A 22843-nucleotide genomic window follows, 5' to 3' on the forward strand; every position below is an offset into this window, starting at 1 on the left:
CCCATGTCCGACGACATTTTTTGCGGATGCCCAGGTTCAATATAGTTCAGGACGCGAAGACGGCGAGGCCCCAACCGATTCTCCTGCATTTTCCCTCACCCAATACAAGGTTGCACCGCAGACCGCCGCGGGCACCACGAACAAGTTGAGTATCGGTACCATGGCGCCCACCGCCACGGGAACACCAAACCCAAAGGAGGTCATTCTCCGTGCCCGCAATACGGTTTTCAGGTCCGCCAGACTGACGCGGTGGTTGTCTGCCGGATAATCCACATACTGCAGGGCCATCATCCAGCTGTTGAAAAGAAACCAGAGCGCTGTCGAGACCAGGTTGAGGACCGGCACCAGACCGATCACCAGTAACAGGATAGCCCGAGGCAGGTAATACAGCAGCTTGAGCACTTCTCGCCAGACGGCCCTGGGCACCTCACCCAGCACCCGCCACCAGGGCAGATCAGGTCCCGGCTTGTGTCCGGTCAGCCGCTCCTCCGTGCGCTCTGCCAGAAAGGCATAGAAAGGCGAGCCAACGAGGTTGGCCACAACCACGAACCCGTATGCCAGCAACAGGATCAGCAGGGCACCGTAAATCAGCCAGAACAGCCACTGTAGCGGTTCCAGCCAGGTCCAGTGCGGCAGCCAGCCCATCACAGTGTTGATCATGAGTGTGAAAAGATCGTACAGCCACTTGAACATCAGCAGGAAAATCACGACATTGAGGATCAGAGGCAAGATGACGAACTGGCGCAGTCCCGGTTGCCACATAAGACTGAAGCCTTCGCGAAAATAGCGAAACCCGTGCAGGAAATTGCCTTTAAACATCCACAGAACCCTCCTGTCGTCTGCCGCGGCCACCGTCGCGCCGCCCATCAACTGGCGAAGGAGGATAACATGCTCCGATAACGCCGACACCGTTCAGGGACCACCCATGCTGCTTGCGCTCGAAAAGTTCTTCGCACTGCACCGCCTTTGGCGTGCGTTCTGGTTCTTTGCCATGATCGGCGTGTTTTACCTGGCGACAACCCCCAATCCATATCCGATACCGGCCTCCTCCATCGACAAGGTCAATCACATCGCCGCTTTCGTCGCCCTGGCCGTTCTCTTCTGCCTCGGCTTCCCGAAGCGCAGTCCCTGGCTGATGATCGGCGCCATGCTGACATTCGGCATCTTTATCGAGCTGGTTCAGGCCGAGCTGCCCTACCGTGACTGCTCCTTTTGGGATGTGGTGGCCGACAGCATCGGCATTCTTGCCGGCCTGGCCCTGTGTTATTTCCTGCCATTCCTCAGGGAACCCATCGGGTATGGCGCAAAACGACCAACACCCCATCAGGCAAAGTAGGACATTGACCACATTCCGCGTGAGACATCTCTTACATTCACGTGGGAACTTTGCCCTTTGTGCTGTGCGAAAGACCGAAAGAGAAACCCCGCACCTTGGGTAACCGGTTGTTTCGTAGGCCGTGTTACCAAAATCCGGAAATCTGTACGCGCCCCGTATCAGGTTCCATCACCGGCCGGTCGTCGGAGAGCTGGTATAGTTCTAATCGTCAGGGAGTGACAGGGATAGGACGCCACAGGGACGGTATCCTCATAGGATTTGAGGGGAAGCAGGGACTATACGGAAGTTCTGCTTAAGGGACGCCTAATTGGATGGTCGGCTAGGATGCCGGCGCCAGGGACAGGCATAGGGAGAAGAACGAACGACAGGAGTGTCGTTTTCGATAAGCAAGGATGCTGCGACCTGTTCCGACCAGTGGGCGACTTTATGTCGCCCATTTTTATGGGCGAAATGTTTGCTCGCGGGCAATCATCCTCCTTTCCCAATTATCACTTCAAACTGCCGGAAACCCCTCGCCAACCGCATAGAGCCTGACTTGATTGAATTCCTCGAATTCATTGAGGTCCGGCCAGGTGCTACAGGACCGGACCCCCAACCGCCGGTATCGTGCATCGCCCAGATCCTTGACGCGGGAGTCAGCAAGCAAAACCTGCGGAGCCACCTGGCAGAACGCCTCCAGAAATACCCGGTTTTCCGGGTCATAGAGTACATCCGCCGCGGTCACCAGATCGAATTCCCCTGGACGTTGAAACCAATCCGAGCAGAGATTCACACTGACGCCATTAGCGGCTGCATTGGCACTCGCCGCGTCCAGCGCCTGAGCATCCAGATCACAGGCAACAACCTCCGCCGCACCCGCCTTGGCCGCCGCCACAGCCACGATGCCCGACCCGGAGCCAAAGTCGATGACACGACGCCCTGCGACCACCTCGGGATGCGTCAGGATGTAGTGCGCCAACACCTGACCGCTCGCCCAGCAAAAGGACCAGTAGGCCGGCTCCGCCACCACCGCTTGGGCCTGTTCGTGGGTCAGCGGCCCTTCCAGCACGTCGGGATCAAACAGGTAAAGCCCCAGTTCCGGGCAACCGGCCGGATGGGTCAGCGCCACACGGCCGTGCGGCAAGGTTCGGCGCAGGTGTTGGTTCAGTCGCTCTGCGTTCATCGGACAACTCCTCAAAAGAGAAACGCATGGTAATCCCCGGACAAAGCGCCGACAACGCCGCACTCCTGAGCAAAAACACAGGGATTTCGATATACTCCAGTCACCCTTTTGTCACGACTCGACAGCACCCTCCATGACCGAACGCCCGGATACCGACGATTATCACCGCCTGTTTCTCGACGACGTGCCGCTTCTGGACGTCCGAGCACCCGTCGAATTCGAGAAAGGCGCCTTCCCCACCGCCAGCAACCAACCCCTGATGGTGGACGAGGAACGCCGGCGCGTTGGCATCCGCTACAAGGAACACGGCCAGGAATCCGCTATCGAACTCGGCCACCAACTGGTGCGGGACGACATCAAAGCCGAGCGGGTCGCTGCCTGGGTCCGCTTCGCCAAGGAACACCCCGAAGGCTATCTCTACTGTTTCCGCGGCGGGTTGCGCTCCCAAATCAGCCAGCAATGGCTGGCCGAAGCCGGTATCCAATATCCGCGGATCAAGGGTGGCTACAAAGCTTTACGCCGCTTTCTGCTGGATTGGCTGGACGCGCATATCGGCGACCTGGATCTGGTGGTCGTCAGCGGCCGGACCGGCACGGGGAAAACCCGTCTAGTGCACGACCTCCCCAATGCCGTCGACCTCGAAGGGATCGCCAACCACCGCGGCTCCAGCTTCGGTCGCACCCTGACACCACAACCGTCCCAGATCGATTTCGAAAACGGCGTAATCATCGCCCTGCTCAAAGCCGAACAAAACGGCGGCCCCATTTACCTGGAAGACGAAAGCCACCTGATCGGTCGCTGCGCCTTGCCCGAAGCACTGCGCTACCGGATGGCCCAGGCGCGGCTCTGGATTCTCGAAGTTTCACTGGACGACCGCATCGACAATATCCTCGCCGACTACGTCACCGATATGAGCAAGGGTTTCATCGCACGTGACGGCGAAGATGCCGGCTGGCACAACTTCCGCGAATACCTGCTGGGCAGTCTGCAACGCATCCGCAAACGCCTCGGCGGAGACCGTTATACCGAGCTGGACGCCATCATGCGGGAGGCGCTGGGACAACAGGCCCGGGATGGATCGCTGGGACTGCACAGGACCTGGATCGAGCAGTTGCTGAAGGATTATTACGATCCAATGTATGACTATCAGCTGTCTCGGAAGGAGAACCCGGTTGCCCGGCGAGGAGATTATTCGTCGTTACTGGAAGGGGCTCTCACAGCACAGCCTGTTAACTGACAGCGCACGCGTTAACCTCATGCGGCGCAATGCCCTTCGGTTATTGCACCCTGCCCGAGCCGGCCAATCCATTGACTCCCGTCAACATGCGGTTCCGGCGTCGACGTAGAATTGTGGGTGTCCAGGCTGCGCGATGCCTGCCCAACTGATAATGACGAGGTCGTGATGCCCCAGAACCTGCCCCTGGCGCTGGTTATCGTTGGAGCAATCCTGCTGTTAATCGCGCTACTCGGAGGTCAGTTCAAACTGTTCGGCGCTGAGGTTCCCGGTAAGGTAGGTCAGGCCAGCCGCTGGATGTCGGGTTTCGCAGGGGTGATCCTGATCGTGATGGGGATCTATTTAGGCAGCGGCGCACTGCCCCCTTTTCCGTCCACGCAAACACCATCGACGCAGTCGTCTGAGCAACAGCCAAGCTCGGCGCAACCCGCCGAACCGGATACCACGCCTCAACCGCCGAAGACTATACCTCCCGCTCGGGCGCCAGATCCGGACGCGTTGTTTATCGAGACCGCCAAATGGCCGCACAGCGACGATGGTCGGCTGAGCGATTCGCGGGTGCGTGAAGCCGTAGTGCTCGCGCTGCACGGTGAGAATATCCCCCAAGCTCGCAGACTGCTGGCTGAGGCCGGCTTTCCTGATGGATTGAGCGTCGACCTGCCTATGCGGCCATTCATTACGGCGGGAGGCTCCAACGACGACATACAACGCATCAGGCGCAGGCTTGTCCAGGTCGGAATTCGGCTGGAGTTGCGGGACTAGGGAGGTTCTCACATGCAAAGCCGCTTTCTCTGCCCAAACGTTTACAGCCGCCAATCGACACGCTCGTTAGGTTAGAATCCTCATAACATTTGATGGACGCGTCCCCCTTGCCACCAATCAAGATCTGCACTCCATGAAGACCGACAACACCCCCATTCGTCAGGATCTGGTATTGATCGGCGGCGGACACAGCCATGCGCTGGCGCTGCGCATGTTGGCCATGCAGCCGCACCCGGGCGTGCGCATTACGCTGATTTCAGATGGTAGCCTGACGCCCTATTCCGGCATGCTGCCCGGCGTCATTGCAGGTCATTATCGGCATGAAGAGGCACATATCGATCTGGCTCGCCTCTGCCGCTATGCCGGGGTGCGCTTTATCAATGATAGGGTCACCCGGCTCGACCCGGAGCAGCGACTGGTGTTCTGTCGCGATCATCCACCGCTGGGCTACGACCTGGCGTCCATCGATACCGGGTCCGTACCGGATGCCAGCGTGCCCGGTGCCGCAGAACACGCCGTCGCGCTGAAGCCTGTCGCGCCTTTCCTCGCCTGGTGGACGCGCTTTCGTGAGCAGGTTCAAAGTGAACCCCAGCGCCCCTGGCGAATCGCCACCGTCGGCGGAGGCGCCAGCGGCGTCGAGGTGCTGCTGGCCATCCAGCACCGCCTAAAGGCGGACAGTCGCATACAGCCGCTACCGGAACCCAATATCGTTTACCATCTGGTGACCCCGGATGACGGCATTCTCGCCAGTCACAACGCTGGCGTCAGACGCCGCTACGAGCGAATACTGGCGGAGAGGGGAATTCAGGTTCACCGGAATTTCCGGGTCGACAGCATCATGGCCGATCATCTGCTGTCAAAAGAGGGAAAACGCCTCGACCTGGATGCCATGCTCTGGACCGTGTCTGCAAGCGCACCGGCCTGGCTGGGCGAGTCCGGGCTGCAAGTGAGCCCGCGCGGTTTTATCCAGGTGGACGATACCTTACAGTCGCTTTCCCATCCTGAAATATTTGCCGCAGGCGATGTCGCCGACCAGATCAATCACCAGCGCCCCAAGGCAGGCGTTTTCGCTGTGCGGCAAGGCAAGCCCCTGGCCCAGAACCTGTTACGCGCACTGACGGGAAAGCCGTTACAACATTACCGCCCGCAAAAGGCCTTCCTCAGTCTGATCAGCACGGGCGACCGCTATGCCGTGGCATCCCGCAGCGGCTGGTCCCTCGAAGGTCGCTGGGTCTGGGACTGGAAAGACCGCATCGACCGTCGCTTTATGCGCCGTTTCGATGAGGAGCTGCCTCCAGCGGAAGATGCAGCCGCGTCCGAGGAAACAGAGGGCCAAGAGAGCCCCTTGATGCGCTGCGGAGGCTGCGGAGCCAAGGTCGGTCAGTCGGTACTGGAACGGGTCATGAAACAGCTGGTACCCCGGTATGGTACCGACATACTGGTCGGTCTCGACACGCCGGACGATGCCGCCGTTGTGCGGCCACCACCCGGCAAGTTGCTGATACAGAGCGTCGACGCCTTCCGGGCTCTCGTCGATGACCCCTGGATCTTTGGCCAGATCGCCGCGACTCATGCACTGGGGGACCTGTTTGCCATGGGCGCCCAACCCCACTCGGCCCAGGCGTTGGTGACACTGCCCTACGCCGACGAACGCAAGCAGTCCGACGATCTTCTGCAACTGATGAGCGGCGCCCTCACCGTACTCGAGCGGGAAGGCGTAGCCCTGATTGGCGGGCACACGGCCGAGGGGGCTGAAATGACCCTCGGCTTTGCACTCAACGGCTGGGGCGATGAAGCCCAGCTGCTGCGCAAAGGCGGCCTAAGACCCGGCGACCGCCTGATTCTGACCAAACCGCTGGGTACCGGCACCCTGTTTGCCGCAGACATGCGCCACCAGGCCCGCGGGCCTTGGGTCGAACAGGCCCTCGCCTCCATGCTCACCTCCAACCGGACAGCGGCAGCGCTACTTCGCGAACATGGCGCCCGCGCCTGCACCGATGTCACCGGATTCGGCCTGGTCGGCCATCTTGCTGAAATGCTCAGAGCCTCGAATTGCACGGCAGCACTGTACCTTGGCCACCTGCCATTGCTGAAAGGTGCCAGAGAATGCCTGGACGCCGGCTGGCTGAGCTCCCTCCATCCGCAAAATCTGCGTGGCCAGCACCTGATCGGAAACGCTGCCGATTTCGACCAGCATCCGCTTTGGGCGCTGCTCTTCGATCCACAAACTGCCGGGGGACTGTTGGCCGGCATTCCCGAAGCGCAGTCTGAGGACTGCCTGCAGGCACTGCACAGCGCCGGTTATCCCCAGGCGCGCTGCATCGGTCGCGTGGATAGCGCCGGTACACCGGACATCCAGCTGAACCCATAGCAGCAGGGCCATCTGTTTCACCCGGACAGCGTATCAACGAAAAAGACGCTGCCACGGACCTGAATTTGCTTGCCAGAATACCCAGGCAATCTGCTATAAACGACATCAAGCCACTCGGCCCCGGAACGGGCCACAGGCCGGCTCACAGAAATGACAGCCTGATCATTGCGACGAAAGAAAGGAGCTCGACATGAACAACCTCTTTGAGGGTAACGACCAGCTCGCCCATCTGGCTCAAACCGCCTGGACCATGCTGCTGGAATACGCACCCAAGGCAATTCTGGCGATCATCACTCTGCTTGTCGGCCTCTGGCTGATCAACCGGATGGTCTCGGTTATCGACAAGAAACTGCATCAGAAAGACCCCACGCTCAGCAAGTTCCTGTGTGGCTTTGTCTCCATCCTGCTCAAGGCCCTGCTGCTGATTTCCGTCGCCTCCATGATCGGCATCGCCACCACCTCCTTCGTCGCCGCGCTCGGTGCCGCCGGCCTGGCCGTGGGTCTGGCCCTGCAGGGGAGCCTGGCGAATTTTGCGGGTGGCGTCCTGATCCTGATCTTCAAGCCGTTCCGCGTGGGGGATGTGATCGAAGCACAAAGCTACGTCGGCACCGTCCACGAAATCCAGATCCTGTACACCATTATCAATACCTTCGATAACCGCCGGGTCGTGATTCCCAACGGCAACCTGTCCAACAGCAGCCTGATCAACTACAGCTCTTACGACAAACGCCGCGTCGACATGACGTTCGGCATTGGCTATGGCGACGACATCCAGAAGGCCAAGGCCATCATCACCAAACTGATCGCCGCCGACGAGCGCGTCCTGCCAGACCCGGAACCACTGGTCGTGGTCAGCAGCCTGGGTGACAGCTCCGTCAACCTGAGCGTACGGGTATGGACCCAATCCTCCGACTACTGGCCGTTTTTCTGGAACATGCAGGAAAAGGTGAAGGAAAGTTTCGACGCCGAGGGCGTCTCCATCCCGTTCCCGCAGCGCGATGTTCACCTCTATCAAGCCAAGTAATTACAGGCCCAGGGGAGAACAGTAGCGTTAACGGCTGCCGGAAAGCAGCGTGGCCAACGTCACGTTCCGGCAGCCAGATCGTAAAATCATCAAAAACGGAGTTTCCAGAGTCACGAATTCCTGGTCTAAGCTAGACGATAGGGGCGGCTCTCCAGTAGACGCTAGCATCAGTCTCGGAAGAGCCGGCTGTCGATGCTGTTGGGAGGTCGTTGTCATGCCGGTACAACAACTCAAAGATTTTCTGGATCAAAGAGGTGTCGCCTATCAATGTTTGGCGCATCCACCTGCTTTCACCGCCCAGGAACTGGCCCATCACACCCATATCATGGGTGATCACGTCGCCAAGACGGTCATTATCGAACTCGATGGCAAACCAGCCATGCTGGTCATGCCCGCCACAACACGTATTCGCTGGGATCGGCTGAGCCAGGTTCTGGATACGGATTTCATCGAGCTTGCCGACGAGGACGAATTCAAGGATCGCTTCCCCGAGTGTGAGGTTGGCGCCATGCCGCCATTCGGCAACCTTTACGGTATGAACGTCTACTGCTGTGAAGCTTTGACCCTGCAACCGGAAATTGCTTTCGCCGCCGGCAGTCACACCGAGTCCATTCTCATGTCGGTCAGTGATTACCTGAAGCTGGCCATGCCCATCGTGATTCAACGGGGTTTTGTCCGGCCCGATGCCCCCAAACCGGAATGGCTACGCGCACGGCCAAGACCCATGGAACGCCGCGAAGCCGTATAACCCCGAAGGTTTGCGTCCAAACAGAGAAGAGAAGGTCCCGCCGACAGGCGGGACCTTGCGGAGTGGCTCCTGGATCAACGAACCACGAGATAGAAGGAGTTATCGCCGCGCTCGACCCGCAACAGTAGCTGATCGTCGCCACTGGAGAGTTGCTTCAGTTCTCGCACCGAGTGAACCCGGTGCCGGTTAACTGCGACAATATGGTCGTTCTTCCGCAATCCGGCGCCAAACGCCTTGCAGTTTGGATCGATATCGCTGACCCGTACCGCCGTCGGCAATCCCACAGACTCATCGACCACATCCTCGAATTCGACGCCCGCCAACTCTGGATGAATATCCTGGCCCGCTACTTTCTGCGCCGGCGTCGGCTCGATTCGGGCATTGAGCGTCATCTCCTGGCCATTACGCAGGATCTGGGCCTGTAGCGGCTGACCGACCAGGGTCAGACCGATCTGATTATCCAGGTCCCGCGCATTGCGAATCGGGTGCCCATCGACGTCGGTAATCACGTCACCCGGTTGAAAACCCGCCTTGGCCGCCGGGCTGTCTGCATCGACCTGGGAGACAACAGCACCGCGAGTAATCTTCAGGTTGAACGCCTGAGCCAGCTGCGGGGTCACATCCTGGAACAGGATCCCCAGCCGGCCCCGACGGACTTTCCCGAATTTGATCAACTGCTCCATCACATTCTTGACGATGCGAGTCGGGATGGCGAAGCCGATTCCCACGTTCCCGCCCGAGGGTGCGATAATCGCCGAATTGATCCCCACCATCTGGCCATTCAGATTGACCAGCGCCCCGCCAGAGTTACCCGGGTTGATCGAGGCATCCGTCTGGATGAAATCCTCATAGCGGTCAATGCCGAGGCCGCTGCGTCCGAGGGCGCTGACGATACCCGAGGTCACGGTCTGGCCCAGCGCAAACGGATTGCCGATCGCCACCACGAAATCGCCGACCTGGACTTTATCGGAATCCGCCATGGGCAGCGCCGTCAGGTTTTCGGCGGGAATCTGCAGCAGCGCAAGATCGACCTGCGTGTCCGACCCCACAACTTCCGCATTGAAACTACGGCCATCCTGCAACGTGACCACGATTTCGTCGGCGTTCTGAATCACATGGTGATTGGTCACCACATACCCCTTGGCCGCGTCGATGATCACACCGGAGCCTGCAGCCAATGGCTTCTTCTCTTCCTTCGGCACCGCCTGTTGTTGATCCGGCACGTTGAAGAAGTGGCGGAAGAAGGGATCGTTGAGCAACGGGTTTGAGGTCCGAACCTTGGTATAGGTGGCGATGTTGACCACCGCCGGGGACACCTTCTTCAACATCGGGGCCAGTGAAGGCACCTCAGTACCATCAGGCATCTTGGACGGAATTTCCGCCCAGGCTTGCCCAAGGGAAAGCACGGTGATCGTCAACAGGATCAGGAATTGCTGGATCGGGTGGCGAGTTGCAGCCATGTCATCCTCTCGTCAATTACACAGCAGTGCCGCCATGTTACGGTTTTCCGAAACACAGGCCAACGCTTTACAACGACCTTCGGCATGCGCTGGATCAGTGTCTTGGCGATTTTCCGCAGACGCCTGCCATGGATTCCAGTACCATTTCACTGCACTTCCAGTCATATGCCACAGAATCGGTTGCGGACACAGAGATGAATCAGACGTTCGATATCGCTATTGTGGGTGCGGGTATGGTCGGTGCCGCACTGGCCACCGGTCTGGCCCAGGAAGGCTTTCAGGTCGCCCTGATCGACCGAGAAACGCTGGCACCCTTCGACCCCGACAGCACCCCCGATCTACGGGTATCCGCACTCAGCGCCGGCAGCGAACGGCTGTTGCGCCACTGGGGGGCCTGGGGCGCCATCGAATCCATGAGGCTCTGTCCTTACAGGCGTCTGGCGGTCTGGGAGGCACTATCCCCGATGCTGGCGCGCCTGCTGCCCGACGGCTTCAACCGCACCGTTTTTGACGCGACCAAACTCGGCCGCAGCCACCTGGGCCATATCGTCGAGAACGGTGTGACCCAACGTGCCCTATGGGAGGCCGCCCGCAGTCAGGCCAGGGTAACGCTGATCCAGGGACATGAGGTCCGCAGTCTGGAGCAGGACCCAGACACCGCGACACTGCAGTTGGACGATGACCGACTTATCAAAGCCTCGCTCGTTATCGGGGCGGACGGCGCCCGCTCACCTATGCGGGAGATGGCCCACATCGGACTGAACCGCGACCAGTATGCGCAACAGGCCCTGGTTGCCACCGTCGCCCACGAGGGGCCGGCCCAGGACATCACCTGGCAGGCGTTCCAGCCCAGCGGGCCGCGGGCCTATCTGCCCCTGGCCGCTGACCGGGACACCGCCTGGGCATCGCTCGTCTGGTATGACCACCCCGACTGTATCAAAACCCTGTTATCGCTGTCCGACGACGATTTCCTGAAGGCGGTTCAGCAGGCGTTTCCATCCGAGCTGCCACATCTGACACGGGTCACGGCACGCGGCAGCTTCCCGCTGTTCCGCGGGCATGCCCAACGCTATTTCAATGGCCGCGTCGTCCTCGCCGGCGATGCCGCCCACACGATCAATCCGCTGGCCGGACAGGGGGTTAACCTGGGATTCCAGGACGCAGAGGCCTTGATCCACCACCTGACCAATGCGCGCACCCAAGGACAGGACATCGGCGGCGAGGCGGCGCTCTCCGCTTACGAGCGCGAACGCCGACCGGCCAACCAGCGTATGATGCTCGCCATGGACCTGTTCTATCATGCGTTCAGCAACGCCCGCCCGCCACTGCACTTTGCCCGTAACATCGGGTTGGCGCTCGCCGGACACCTTCCGTTCGCCCGCGACGAGGTGGCCCGTTACGCCATGGGGTTGGACGAAGGTCTCTCCGCACGCCTGCTCCGATGGCTGGATCGCCGCTTGCCGGCGTTTCCGATCACCTGATCCGATGGCGCACTGTTCTTTAGCCCCTTACCGACAAGGAACGATTATGGCCGACACTATCTTCACCAAAATCATCAATCGGGAAATTCCTGCCGACATCGTTTATGAAGACGACCGCTGCCTGGCCTTTCGCGATATCAATCCGCAGGCACCCGTACACCTGCTGATCATCCCCCTCAAGCCGATTGCCACCCTGAACGACATGACCGAAGCCGACCGCGAGCTGGTTGGACACCTGCATCTGGTGGCAGCAAAACTGGCGCAAGACATGGGCTTTGCTGAAGACGGCTACCGTGTCGTCATGAACTGCAACCGTGATGGCGGGCAGACGGTATTTCACATCCACCTGCATCTGCTAGCCGGGCGGATCATGGGTTGGCCCCCGTTCACGGATCACGCCAAAGCGCCGGTCTGAACGGATCTACAGCAGCCCCTGCAACCCCTTGAGCTGCTCCCACTGTCGGCCGATACCGTCAATCGGCGCCACAACCGCATCATGTGCCACCTTGGCAACGATGTCGGTATAACGCCGGGTATCCGCCGACTCCAAAAAACCGATGTAACGACGAAGCTCGGCAATCGTCAGGTCGCGGTAGGTATACAAATAGCCTTCATAGACCTGCCTGCGTACCTCCGCCAATAGAACCGGACGCTGTGATGTCAGCCGCTGGTGCAGTTGCCGCTTATCCTGCCCAGGCACCAACGTTGCCAGCGCGGTCTGTGCATCAATAGAGGTATCGACGATGCGCTGCGTCGCCTTTAGGGCATGATCGTAGCGCTGAAACAATTCGGCGCGGGCCGAACCCCGGAAACGTTCCGCCAAGGCGCCTGCCTGATCCAGAACAGCCCCCTTGAGTGCCGCATTGGAGGCCGCCACTTCCAGCCGCACCACCTTACGTCCGAGCGATGACCGGTACCACTGGTCGACACGACGCAAAGCCGTGTCGGTCATGGATTGATCCAACTGCCGACTGACTCTCGTGGACAGGATCGACGGATCGTATGCCTGGGCCAGTGCGCCGCCCAATAGCTGCGCTATCTGCGGACTGATGGTGGGGAAAGCGGCCAGTTGCGCCGAAACCTGTCGCTGTACAAAACCCGGCAATGGCGCCAGTCGCTGTGGAATCGCGGCGTCCTGCACCAGGCGATGGCCCCAATCGCCGTCAGCCGCCATAACCGGCGGAGACAGACCCCACGCCAGCATGAGCAACATCAGACTGCCGTAGAAGCCTGTGCGCCAGCGACGGCCATACGCCGCACATCCGAATGTCATCACCCCTACTCCCCAGATACGTTTTGCCAGAACCTTGGCTGACTTATGCCATCCAGAGACCGCAGGAGCAATGCGCGGGAACCGAAACCCGTTTAGCGTTCGACGATACGGGCCGCTTCATCCAGTGGCGTATGACGGACATCCTTACCTGCCACCATGAAAATGACCTGCTCTGCCAGATTGCAGGCGTGATCGCCTATGCGTTCCAACGCCCGCAGCACCCACATGACAGACAGGCACTGGGAGATATTACGAGGGTCTTCCATCATCGACGTCGCCAAGGCGCGGGTTGCCGATTTATATTCAACATCGACAGAGTCATCTTCCTTCATGATGACGAGCGCGGCTTCCGGATCGAAGCGGGCAAAGGCATTGAGGGCATCACGGACCATTTCAGTCACATGATGGCCGATCTGGCGCACTTCCACATAGCCACGCGGTGCCTGCCCCTCATCCAGCAGACGGAGCGCCATCTTGGCGATCTTCTTCGCCTCGTCGCCGATACGCTCGAGATCGGCAACCATCTTGACCACCGACATGACGAGACGCAGATCGGACGCAGCCGGTTGCCAACGGGCAATCACATTGGTCGATTCCTCGTCGATCGCCAGCTCAAGGCGATCCACTTCCTTATCGCCCAGGCGAACCTGCTCGGCCAAGGCAGAATCGCCCTCAACCAGCGCTTTCAAAGCGTTCTGAACCTGCTGTTCCACCAATCCGCCCATCACCAGCAAGTGGTTGCGCAACCCGCCCAGTTCCGCATTGAATTGCTGGGATATGTGGTGTCGGTAGGTATCTTGTGTAATTTTCATGCCCTTGTCTCCCTGGATGGTATAGCGCCGGCCCGCCTCCATTGCGGTGATGGCGCCTTATTCGCAAAATGCGCTGTTATTATTGACCCCGGATATGCCGAAAAGGTCCAGGACGCGGCGAACGCCAGGGATCGCCGCGCTGTCTAGCCTTCCAGTGTAGTCGTGAGCCGCGCGACATGCACCCGCCGACAATACGGCGAAGGCTGTGGCAAAGGCATTTCCTGCTCATGACAATTCTGCAAAGGGCCGCGGCCATGCCCCCTCGGGGCCAACCGACCTTTGTACGACGTGGCGAAAGGGCAATTCAGTGCTACTCTCCTTTACCAGAACGTCCATAACCGGAATGTCCAATACCGGATCGATAACATCTGTCACCGTTCGCATTTTCCAGCGACGCCCTGGTGGCAACAGAACCCCGGCGGCAAAGCCATTCAGGCGGCTGGCCTTCGGCGCTCGAAAACTAGCGGAGTTCAGTATGCGTAGCGATGACGACAAACCCACCCCTAAGGGTGAACTGTCCCTGATGGTGGTGCCCCTGCCGTCCGATACCAATGCCAATGGCGATGTCTATGCCGGCTGGCTGGTCAAACAGATGGACCAGGCCGCCGCCACGACAGCTGGCCGGATATCCCATGGCCGAACCGCCACCGTGGCGATCGATCGTATGGAGTTCCTGTCACCGTTGCGCGTCGGCTCCCAGGTGAGCTGCTATACGCAGCTGATCGATATTGGCCGCAGCTCGATGAAAATCAAAGTCGAAGTCTGGACACTCGATCGCAACGCCCACCGGCCGCGCAAGGTGACCGAAGCGCTCTTCGTCTTTGTCGCTATCGATGAAAACGGCCGCATCCGCACCGTGCCTGAGCAGAACAGTACCGCCAAGGCCTGAGGCTCTATAACGCCTCCAAGGGTGCGTAGGCGAGGACCAGCCACTTGGCCCCTTCCTCGAAATTGATCTGCACCCGGGCATGGTGTCCCGCGCCCTCACAACTCAGGACCACCCCTTCACCAAATTTGGGGTGGCGGACGCGCTGCCCCAGCTGGAACCCGGCCGGCGATTCATCGGCCCAGGGACTGGGGTTCGGCCGCGCCACCAAAGCCGGACGGCTGATCGTATTGCGCAGGCGAACCTCGTGCATCAGGTTCGCCGGCATCTCCCGGACAAACCGCGACAGCGCGTGAAATTTTTCCTGCCCGTAGAGTTTGCGCGATTCGGCATAGGTCAGCACCAGACGCTGCATGGCGCGGGTCACGCCGACATAGGCCAGACGCCGCTCTTCTTCCATCCGCCCCGGCTCTTCCAGCGACATGCTGTGGGGAAACAGTCCCTCTTCCATGCCTGCCAGGAAAACCAGGGGGAACTCCAGGCCCTTGGCGGCGTGCAGGGTCATCAGCTGCACACTGTCCTCATTGGCCTCGGCCTGCGCCTCACCGGCATCCAAAGCTGCCTGTGCGATGAAATCCGCCAGGGCGTCCACCCCCTCTTCGACCTCATATTCACCAATGGCGTTGACCAGCTCATCCAGGTTCTCGACCCGGGCCTGTCCTTTCTCGCCTTTTTCGCTCGCGTGAAAATCGCGCAGGCCGCTATCGCGAATAACCCGTTGCATCAGGGTTTGGAGCGGGAGATCGGCGGCTCCGTCGGCAAGCTGTTCGATCAACTCGACGAAGCCTCGCAGACTGTTGCTGGCGCGCCCCTTGAGAGCGCCGGCAGCGAGCAGACGTTGCGCCGCATCCCATAGGGACAGCGAATCGTGACGGGCGGCCGCACGCAGGTCTTCCAGTGTCTTGGCGCCGATCCCCCGCGCGGGCACATTGACCACCCGTTCGAAGGCGGCGTCATCGTGGCGATAATGCACCAGTCGCAGATACCCCAGGGCATTGCGGATTTCCTGGCGATCATAAAATCGCAACCCACCGTAGACCCGATAGGGAATCGCCTGACGCAACAGCGATTCCTCAAGCACTCGCGACTGGGCATTGGAGCGGTAGAGTATCGCCACCTCGTCGCGACGATTACCCTGATTGACCCATTCGGCAATGCTGTCGGCGATATAGTTCGCCTCATCCTGCTCATTGAACGCCGCATACAGCGCAATCGGGTCGCCGGCTTCGCCGTCGGTCCACAGCTGCTTGCCGAGACGCCCCTGGTTATGGGCAATCAGGGCGTTGGCCGAATCGAGGATGGTTTTGGTCGACCGGTAGTTCTGCTCCAGGCGCACCAGGCGCGAGCCCGGAAAATCCTGCTGGAACTGCTGGATATTCTCGATGCGGGCACCCCGCCAGCCGTAAATGGACTGGTCATCGTCGCCCACCACCGTCATCGGTATCTGATCGCCTGCCAACACTCGCAGCCAGGCATACTGAATGCTGTTGGTATCCTGGAACTCGTCGACCAGCATGTGCCGGAAACGGCGCTGGTAATGGGCCTTCAGCTCCGGCCGCTCGAGCCAGAGCTCGTGGGACCGCAACAACAGCTCGCCAAAATCCACCAGACCGCTACGCCGGCATTGCTCTTCATACTGACGATACACCTTCAGCATCGTCGCCACGAAGTGGTCGCCATGGTCTTCGATATGGGACGAGCGCAGCCCCTCATCCTTCTGGCCATTGATGAACCACTGCACCTGGCGCGGCTGCCAGCGGCTCTCATCGATGCGCAACTCCCGCAGCACGCGTTTAATCAGGCGCAGTTGGTCGTCGCTGTCGAGGACCTGGAAGTTCTCCGGCAGCCCGGCGTCCTGCCAATGGGCCCGCAGCAAGCGGTGCGCCAGGCCATGAAAGGTACCGAACCACATGCCGCGGGTGGACATCCCCAGCATTTGTTCGATGCGGCCGCGCATCTCCCGCGCCGCCTTGTTGGTAAAGGTGACGGCCATAATGCTGGTCGGCGGTATCTGCTCGACCTGCATCAGCCAGGCGATCCGGTGGACCAGTACGCGGGTCTTGCCACTGCCCGCACCGGCCAGGACCAGCAGCGGATCAGGAGGCGCACTGACGGCCTCACGCTGTGCCTCGTTGAGCGAGTCGAGAATCGAGGAAACGTCCATTCAGCTACCTTTCATTACAAAATCTGTCAGACCCCCGCACCGGGGCCGTACCACGTCAGGCGACCGTCCATTATAACAGCCCGCCACCGACACGACTGGCCCGCCACCGAGACCTTGATTATCATGTGACTTGAACCTTCAGATGCGACAAAACTTTGAAAACACCGCAGATACTGCAGGTCCTCCGGCAAAGCCGGGACAACCTGCGCAAGTCGGAGCAGAAAGTGGCGGAGTATGTACTCCGGCAGCCCGAAGATGTGATTCACATGCGCATCGTCGATCTCGCGACGGAATCCCACGTCAGCGAGCCCACTATCGTGCGCTTCTGCCGGGCGATCGGCTGCGACAGCTTCCAGGGTTTCAAGCTGGCCCTGGCGCAACAGTTGGTCCGCCGCGAGGTGAAGATCCCCTTCGCTATCGACGCCTCCGACAGCGCCGAACAGCTCGGCCGAAAACTGGCCAACAATAGCATGGATTGTCTGGCCGAGGTACGCGACAACCTGGACTGGAAAGCCGTCCAGCATGCCATCCTGAAACTCTCCCAGGCACGGCGCGTCGACTTCTGGGGCTTTGGCGCCTCCGGCATCGTCGCCCTTGACGCACAGCAGAAATTCTTCCGTCTGAACCTTGCGACCAATGCTTACTCGGACCCCGACATGCAACATATGTCGGCCATGACGCTGGCCGCAGACGATTGTGTGATCGCGATTTCCCACAGCGGCCGCACCCGCAACCTGATGTTGAGCGGTACCCTGGCGCAGGAACAGGGAGCCTGCCTGATTACGCTCTGCCCCCCCGGCACACCGCTGTTCGATCTTGGAGACATTTCCCTACCGGTCGCCATCAATCAGGACAACGAAACCTTTACACCCATGAATTCGCGGCTGGCCCACCTGGTCGTACTCGACATTCTCGCGACCGGCCTCTATCTCCAGAAGCGTCCGGATATCGATCACCACCTGGATCGGGTGAAAGGCAGCCTGCAGCCGCTGAAGCTGCCGCCGGTCATGTAAGTTTCACAAGAGGACGCTATGTTTTTCGAAGGTGACGCTCCGGCAAGGCGTCACCTGGAACCGCCTCGAAAGAGGCATTTGCTGCGCCGGTCCGGGCCGTCGGGTTCGGCGCAAACGTGCGGAAAAAATGCGTGTATGCCCACAGGGAGGGTTTAACCCGTGTACTCCGATCACAACACCCCAGACGTGCAAGTCGTGCAAGCCGAACTGCTGGACATCTTCATGGACCTGCATTCAGATGAAGCACGCAACCGCGACAAAAGCGCTGCCAAGCGCAGACTCGCGGCAAGACGCGCCATCGAACAGCATTTCGAGCGCAAGGAACTGGAACGCCAGATCAACGACTACTGGGCCGACGATTAGCGCCCCGTGACGCATCAGGCGCTCGGCGAGAAAACCAGCACATTGCCATGTCCGGCCGCCTTCAGGTGGCCGGCATGCAGACGACTCATCGCGCCCTGGTCGCAGTAGAGCAGATAACGCCGCTGCGCAGGCAGGTCGACGAAGCGCTCGTTCAGCTCGTAGAACGGGATACGCAGGACCTCGTTGTTGGTCAGAACCAACGGCGAACGTTCCTCTTCGCCCGGATGCCGGATGTCGATCACGACATCTTCCAGCCGCGGCGTCTGCACCAGCCCGACCTCGCCACACGGCGTTTCCATGGCGTCGAGCACTTCATCGACGTACATCACCCGATGAGCCGCCAGCGCTTCATCCAACACGCTGAAATCAAAGCGCGCCTCTTCCTCGGCCACCCGCTCCGGCTTGGCGCAGACCGTCGGCCGATCTGAAATCACCCCGCAATATTCCGGCATGTTGCGGGCGAACTCCTCGGTACCGATCTCCACTGACAGGCGGATAATCTCCTGCTTGTCCATCAAGCCCAACGGCCGCATCACCAGCATGTCCGTTGCCTTGTCGATCACCGTCAGGTTTGCCAGCGTCTGACTGGAAACCTGTGCCACGCTCTCGCCGGTGACCAGGGCCGAAACCTTGAGGTTCTGGCAGACCCGCTCCGCGGCGCGCAACATCATCCGCTTCAGGATAACACCCATGTGGGAATGATCGACATGGCGCATGAGCTCGGCGACAACACCTTCGAAGGGCACAGTCACAAAGCGAACGCGGTGGGAAGCGCCATAGCGCTGCCAAAGGTAAAGCGCGACCTGTTTGACGCCAGCTTCATGGGCGGTACCGCCCAGGTTAAAGAACAGGAAATGGCTGCGCAGGCCACGGCGCATGGCCATATAGGTGGACACTGTCGAATCGTAACCCCCGGAAATCAGAGACAACACGGCATCCACGGAGCCGATGGGGAAGCCGCCCAGGCCCGCATAACGCTTTTCGACGATATAGAAGCGATCATTACGCACTTCGATGCGCACCGTTACGTCCGGCTGGGATAGATTGACCCCACTGGCCTCCGTTCGCTGTATCAGGCCGCTGCCCAGATGGACCTCCAGGTCCTTCGAGCTGAACGGATGCTTGCCGGCGCGTTTTACCCTGACCGCAAAGGTCTTTCCTGCCAGCACCTCCCGGTAAACCGGCAGTGTGCGCTCCAGGACCTCATCGAAAGTCGTCAACGGGTAATCATGGACCTCCAGGATCTGCCCGATACCGGGAATTCGCTGCAACGCCTCAGCCACCTGATCGTGAAGGGGGCCGTCGGTGACATTGCCGACTTCGACCCGATCCCACAGGGACACTACCCGGATGTTTTCGTCCATCCGATTGAGCAGTCGGCGGATATTCTGGCAGAGTACACGGGTCTGCTGCTTTCTGACCGACCGGCTCTTGATGGTGATTTCCGGGAACAATTTGATCAGGAATTTCATGATGGCCTGCGGTTAGCACTAAACTGAACATTAAGGGGGCGCTTATTGTACTGGTTTAGACGAGGCGCTGCATTTCCCTGCCCCCGCGGCGCACACGATTTCCGATCGCGACACGACCAATCGCTCAAGCGGTCGCTATAACAATTCCCATGCCTGTCACAGTGGTTAAATTATGGATTATCAGCCCATCAATGCTCGCGTTTCTCCCGAGGGCAGCCTGGAGATTCTTTCCAGCCAGGAAGTGAACAGCCTCAAGGACGATGGCGAAGGCGGCCTCTATCGCCTCTTCCGCCAGTGTGCCCTCGCCGTGATGAACAGCGGCAGTCATACCGATGACTGCAAAGCGATCATGGAGACCTACGCCGACTTCGATATACGCCTGGTGCAGCAACCTCGTGGCATCAAGGTCGAACTGATCAACGCCCCCGCTGCCGCGTTCGTCGACGGAGCGATGATCCGCGGGATGCGTGAAAACCTGTTTTCCGTGCTGCGCGATATCGTCTACACCCATTCCATACTGACCGGCCCGATCGGGGACGACACCTCGACCAGCGCGGGCATCACCAACCTGATCTTTCAGATCCTGCGTAATGCCGGACTTTTCCTGCAGGGCCATCAACCCAACATCGTGGTCTGCTGGGGCGGTCACTCCATCAGCCGCGAGGAATATGACTACAGCAAGGAAGTCGGCCACCAATTGGGCCTGCGGGGCCTGAATGTCTGCACGGGCTGCGGCCCCGGCGCCATGAAAGGGCCGATGAAGGGCGCCACCATCGCCCATGCCAAACAGCGGGAGAAGAACGGTCGCTATATCGGCATCACCGAGCCCGGCATCATCGCAGCCGAAGCCCCGAACCCCATCGTCAACGAACTGGTGATCATGCCGGATATCGAAAAACGCCTGGAGAGCTTCCTGAGGGTGGGGCACGGCATCATCGTGTTCCCGGGCGGCGCCGGTACGGCAGAAGAGATCCTTTACCTGCTGGGCGTGCTGATGCACCCGGAAAATCGCGAGTTGCCGTTCCTGATCATCTTCACCGGCTCAGCCGAGAATGCCGATTACTTCCAGATGATCGACGACTTTGTCCGCGGCACCCTGGGCAACGAGGCGGCATCCCGTTACCGCATCATCATCGACGATCCGGTACAGGTCGCACGGGAGATGAAGGCCGGCATGGAGGTCATACGAGAGTTCCGGCGCCGCTGCCAGGACGCTTACTACTTCAACTGGTTACTGAAGATCGATCCGGTCTTCCAGCAACCCTTCGAACCCACCCATGACAGCATGCGGGCACTGGCCCTGCACCGCAACCAGCCGGTGCATCTGCTGGCATCGACACTGCGACGCGCCTTCAGCGGCATAGTGGCGGGTAACGTGAAGGAGCATGGGATTCGGCAGGTCGAAGAGCGAGGCCCCTTCGAAATCTCAGGCGACGCCGACATTCTGGAACCGCTGGAAACGCTGCTGACGACGTTCGTGCAGCAGCATCGGATGAAACTGCCGGGCAGCACCTACCGCCCGAGCTACCGGATTGTCCCCCGCGAGAGCTGAACCGGCAAACGGTGCCGCTTTAATCCGGCGGCACCGTCACGGCAAACTACTGGGCTTTCAGGCTGCTGAAATAGGCAGCAACGTTCTCGATATCCTGATCGCTCAGTTGAGAAGCCTGCGCCTGCATAATGACGGCCTGTCCACCCTGACGCTGCTTGGAACGATAGGCTTCCAGCGCCTTGATGAGATACTGCTCATTCTGGCCCGCCAGGTTGGGATAGGAAGGGATCAATGCCTTTCCCTGCAATCCATGACACGCAGAACAGACGGCCTGAACCTTGGCTTTCCCGGCAGCGATATCCCCCTTCGCCAATGCACCCATCGAGAAGGTGGCGACGGCCGAGGTCAGGGCAACGGCGGTTATTGTTTTAAATCTCACGGCTTTGGCTCCCGTTTCCGACAATGAAGAATCCTTGGCCGTCACCGACTCAGGACATCGAAGAACCGGTTCCAGCGGACCTGTTTATATCACAGGGATGACTCAACGGACAGCGTGCGACCGAAACCGCTGGTGGCGAAGTCAAGTGGCCCGATTCCCAGAAAGCCACGTGCCATTCGATAATTTAGCTTTGCACCTCAGGCCTCCCTTTGCGTATAACGTAAGGAACCCCTGAATCCTATTCAAGCATCTTTCAGCGGCGACTTTCGGGGGTTCCTTATTCGACGATAACAGGGTCCCATCTGCCATGAAGACCTCCCTGAACCAGGATTCCGGGAAATCACAACAAGGGGCCATGCACGCCAGCAACCAACTGGGCGTGATTCTTACCGGCCTCGGCAGCCCCGATGCCACCACGGCATCCGCCGTGCGTAAGCATCTGCGTGCCGTATTGGGCGATCGTCGTGTTGTGGAACTGCCGGTCTGGCTGCGCTGGGTCTGGCGCCAGTTGCAGGTCATACGCCTAAGCGGCCCCCTCACCCGGGCGTATCGGAACAGCTGGCATCTGGAGGAGGGACCGATGCGCAGCATGACCCGTAGCCAGGCACAGAAGCTGGAACGACACCTGCGTCGCAGCCTGCACCAGCTCAACGTGCAGGTCCTACCTGCCATGACCTTCGGCCGCCCCTCTCTGGAAGCCGCCCTGCAGCTCCTCGGCCAGCGCGGCATACAGCGCATCGTGGTGTTACCGCTGTATCCGCAGTATTCCTCAACCACCACCGGCGCCACCTGGGATGCCGTTGCCCGAGCCCTGCAGCGCACCCGCAACCTGCCGGACCTGCGGTTCGTGCTCGACTATCACCGCCATCCCCTCTATATCGAAGCGCTGGCCCAATCGGTAAGAGCCCACTGGGAACACCGGGGCCGGCGCGGCAAGCTGCTGTTCTCCTTTCTCGGCATTCCGCGGGCCTATGCCGACAAAGGAGACGCCTACCCCCTTGCCTGCCAGGAAACTGCGCAACGGGTCGCCACCGCGCTGGACCTCCCAGTCGGCGAATGGATGTTGAGCTACCAACCGGGCTACGGCCCTGCCCCCAGCCTGACCCCGCTCACGGCCACCACCGTCGAACGCCTGGCTCGAGAGGGCGCCGCTCACTTGGACGTGATCTGCCCGGGTTTCGCCGCCGACGGCATGGAAACCCTGGAATCGGTCAACCAACTGTATCAGTCACTGACTACCGCTTATCGCAACCTCGATTTGCAGTACATCCCCGCCCTTAACGACAGCGAGGTTCACGCCCGCCTGATGCACGCACTGATCCTGCAGCAGATACGCGGCTGGTGGGACTGA

General features: G+C 60.0%; 21 protein-coding genes. 13 read left to right on the forward strand and 8 right to left on the reverse strand.

Annotation, left to right across the window (positions count from 1 at the left end; genetic code table 11):
• Positions 1-36: 36 nt before the first annotated feature.
• On the reverse strand, positions 37-819 hold the full coding sequence (gene cysZ, locus CLR77_RS03620; RefSeq protein WP_097459205.1) for a sulfate transporter CysZ: 783 nt from the start codon (positions 817-819) through the stop codon (positions 37-39).
• A gap of 106 nt (positions 820-925) precedes the next feature.
• On the opposite strand from cysZ, the gene CLR77_RS03625 reads away from it, so the two are divergent.
• Positions 926-1336 carry a VanZ family protein gene (locus CLR77_RS03625; protein ID WP_097459206.1) on the forward strand — a complete coding sequence of 137 codons (411 nt, stop codon included), beginning with the start codon at positions 926-928 and terminating at the stop codon, positions 1334-1336.
• A 493-nt stretch (positions 1337-1829) separates the two neighbouring features.
• Here the strand turns inward: CLR77_RS03625 and CLR77_RS03630 are convergent, their stop codons facing one another.
• Positions 1830-2498, reverse strand: coding sequence for a class I SAM-dependent methyltransferase (locus CLR77_RS03630; RefSeq protein ID WP_097459207.1), 669 nt, complete (start codon positions 2496-2498; stop codon positions 1830-1832).
• 133 nt (positions 2499-2631) lie between these two features.
• Here CLR77_RS03630 and mnmH point away from each other — a divergent pair, with 133 nt between their 5' ends.
• From mnmH to CLR77_RS03655, 5 genes are all read left to right on the forward strand, one after another.
• Entirely contained in the window at positions 2632-3735 is a 1104-nt protein-coding gene (gene mnmH / locus CLR77_RS03635; protein ID WP_097459208.1) for a tRNA 2-selenouridine(34) synthase MnmH, read from the forward strand.
• A 165-nt stretch (positions 3736-3900) separates the two neighbouring features.
• Positions 3901-4494: a hypothetical protein gene (locus CLR77_RS03640; protein WP_097459209.1), complete on the forward strand. Its 594-nt coding sequence runs from the start codon at positions 3901-3903 to the stop codon at positions 4492-4494.
• 133 nt (positions 4495-4627) lie between these two features.
• A complete protein-coding gene (gene selD, locus CLR77_RS03645) occupies positions 4628-6865 on the forward strand; it encodes a selenide, water dikinase SelD (protein ID WP_097459210.1) in 2238 nt (745 codons plus the stop codon).
• A 190-nt stretch (positions 6866-7055) separates the two neighbouring features.
• Positions 7056-7889 (forward strand): mechanosensitive ion channel family protein, encoded by an 834-nt coding sequence (locus CLR77_RS03650; RefSeq protein ID WP_097459211.1) that lies wholly within the window; start codon positions 7056-7058, stop codon positions 7887-7889.
• A gap of 214 nt (positions 7890-8103) precedes the next feature.
• Positions 8104-8637, forward strand: coding sequence for an aminoacyl-tRNA deacylase (locus CLR77_RS03655; protein WP_097459212.1), 534 nt, complete (start codon positions 8104-8106; stop codon positions 8635-8637).
• A 74-nt stretch (positions 8638-8711) separates the two neighbouring features.
• Here CLR77_RS03655 and CLR77_RS03660 read toward each other — a convergent pair whose 3' ends face one another.
• Positions 8712-10097, reverse strand: a complete 1386-nt coding sequence (locus CLR77_RS03660) for a DegQ family serine endoprotease (protein ID WP_097459213.1) — start codon at positions 10095-10097, stop codon at positions 8712-8714.
• A gap of 194 nt (positions 10098-10291) precedes the next feature.
• Between CLR77_RS03660 and CLR77_RS03665 the strand changes: the two genes are divergently transcribed.
• Positions 10292-11578: an FAD-dependent oxidoreductase gene (locus tag CLR77_RS03665; protein ID WP_097459672.1), complete on the forward strand. Its 1287-nt coding sequence runs from the start codon at positions 10292-10294 to the stop codon at positions 11576-11578.
• Positions 11579-11624: 46 nt separating this feature from the next.
• A complete protein-coding gene (locus CLR77_RS03670; protein WP_097459214.1) occupies positions 11625-11993 on the forward strand; it encodes a histidine triad nucleotide-binding protein in 369 nt (122 codons plus the stop codon).
• A gap of 6 nt (positions 11994-11999) precedes the next feature.
• Here CLR77_RS03670 and CLR77_RS03675 read toward each other — a convergent pair whose 3' ends face one another.
• Both CLR77_RS03675 and phoU read right to left on the reverse strand, forming a co-directional pair.
• Complete coding sequence (locus CLR77_RS03675) at positions 12000-12851, reverse strand: DUF2059 domain-containing protein (RefSeq protein WP_097459215.1); 852 nt, start codon at positions 12849-12851, stop codon at positions 12000-12002.
• Between the two features lie 92 nt (positions 12852-12943).
• Entirely contained in the window at positions 12944-13663 is a 720-nt protein-coding gene (gene phoU, locus CLR77_RS03680; RefSeq protein WP_097459673.1) for a phosphate signaling complex protein PhoU, read from the reverse strand.
• A gap of 475 nt (positions 13664-14138) precedes the next feature.
• Between phoU and CLR77_RS03685 the strand changes: the two genes are divergently transcribed.
• Positions 14139-14552, forward strand: a complete 414-nt coding sequence (locus CLR77_RS03685) for an acyl-CoA thioesterase (protein WP_097459216.1) — start codon at positions 14139-14141, stop codon at positions 14550-14552.
• A gap of 4 nt (positions 14553-14556) precedes the next feature.
• Here CLR77_RS03685 and uvrD read toward each other — a convergent pair whose 3' ends face one another.
• A complete protein-coding gene (gene uvrD / locus CLR77_RS03690; RefSeq protein ID WP_097459217.1) occupies positions 14557-16713 on the reverse strand; it encodes a DNA helicase II in 2157 nt (718 codons plus the stop codon).
• Positions 16714-16868: 155 nt separating this feature from the next.
• Here uvrD and CLR77_RS03695 point away from each other — a divergent pair, with 155 nt between their 5' ends.
• A complete protein-coding gene (locus CLR77_RS03695; RefSeq protein ID WP_227519785.1) occupies positions 16869-17726 on the forward strand; it encodes an SIS domain-containing protein in 858 nt (285 codons plus the stop codon).
• Positions 17727-17885: 159 nt separating this feature from the next.
• Positions 17886-18089 carry a PA3496 family putative envelope integrity protein gene (locus CLR77_RS03700; RefSeq protein WP_097459218.1) on the forward strand — a complete coding sequence of 68 codons (204 nt, stop codon included), beginning with the start codon at positions 17886-17888 and terminating at the stop codon, positions 18087-18089.
• A gap of 14 nt (positions 18090-18103) precedes the next feature.
• On the opposite strand, the gene thiI is transcribed toward CLR77_RS03700, so the two are convergent.
• Entirely contained in the window at positions 18104-19561 is a 1458-nt protein-coding gene (gene thiI / locus CLR77_RS03705; RefSeq protein WP_097459219.1) for a tRNA uracil 4-sulfurtransferase ThiI, read from the reverse strand.
• A gap of 172 nt (positions 19562-19733) precedes the next feature.
• Here thiI and ppnN point away from each other — a divergent pair, with 172 nt between their 5' ends.
• A complete protein-coding gene (gene ppnN / locus CLR77_RS03710) occupies positions 19734-21113 on the forward strand; it encodes a nucleotide 5'-monophosphate nucleosidase PpnN (protein WP_097459220.1) in 1380 nt (459 codons plus the stop codon).
• A gap of 46 nt (positions 21114-21159) precedes the next feature.
• Here the strand turns inward: ppnN and CLR77_RS03715 are convergent, their stop codons facing one another.
• Positions 21160-21492 carry a c-type cytochrome gene (locus tag CLR77_RS03715; protein WP_227519786.1) on the reverse strand — a complete coding sequence of 111 codons (333 nt, stop codon included), beginning with the start codon at positions 21490-21492 and terminating at the stop codon, positions 21160-21162.
• Between the two features lie 307 nt (positions 21493-21799).
• On the opposite strand from CLR77_RS03715, the gene hemH reads away from it, so the two are divergent.
• Complete coding sequence (hemH, locus tag CLR77_RS03720) at positions 21800-22843, forward strand: ferrochelatase (RefSeq protein WP_097459221.1); 1044 nt, start codon at positions 21800-21802, stop codon at positions 22841-22843.

This window comes from Mangrovitalea sediminis (assembly GCF_002514725.1).
Taxonomy (GTDB): Bacteria; Pseudomonadota; Gammaproteobacteria; order Pseudomonadales; family Oleiphilaceae; genus Mangrovitalea; species Mangrovitalea sediminis.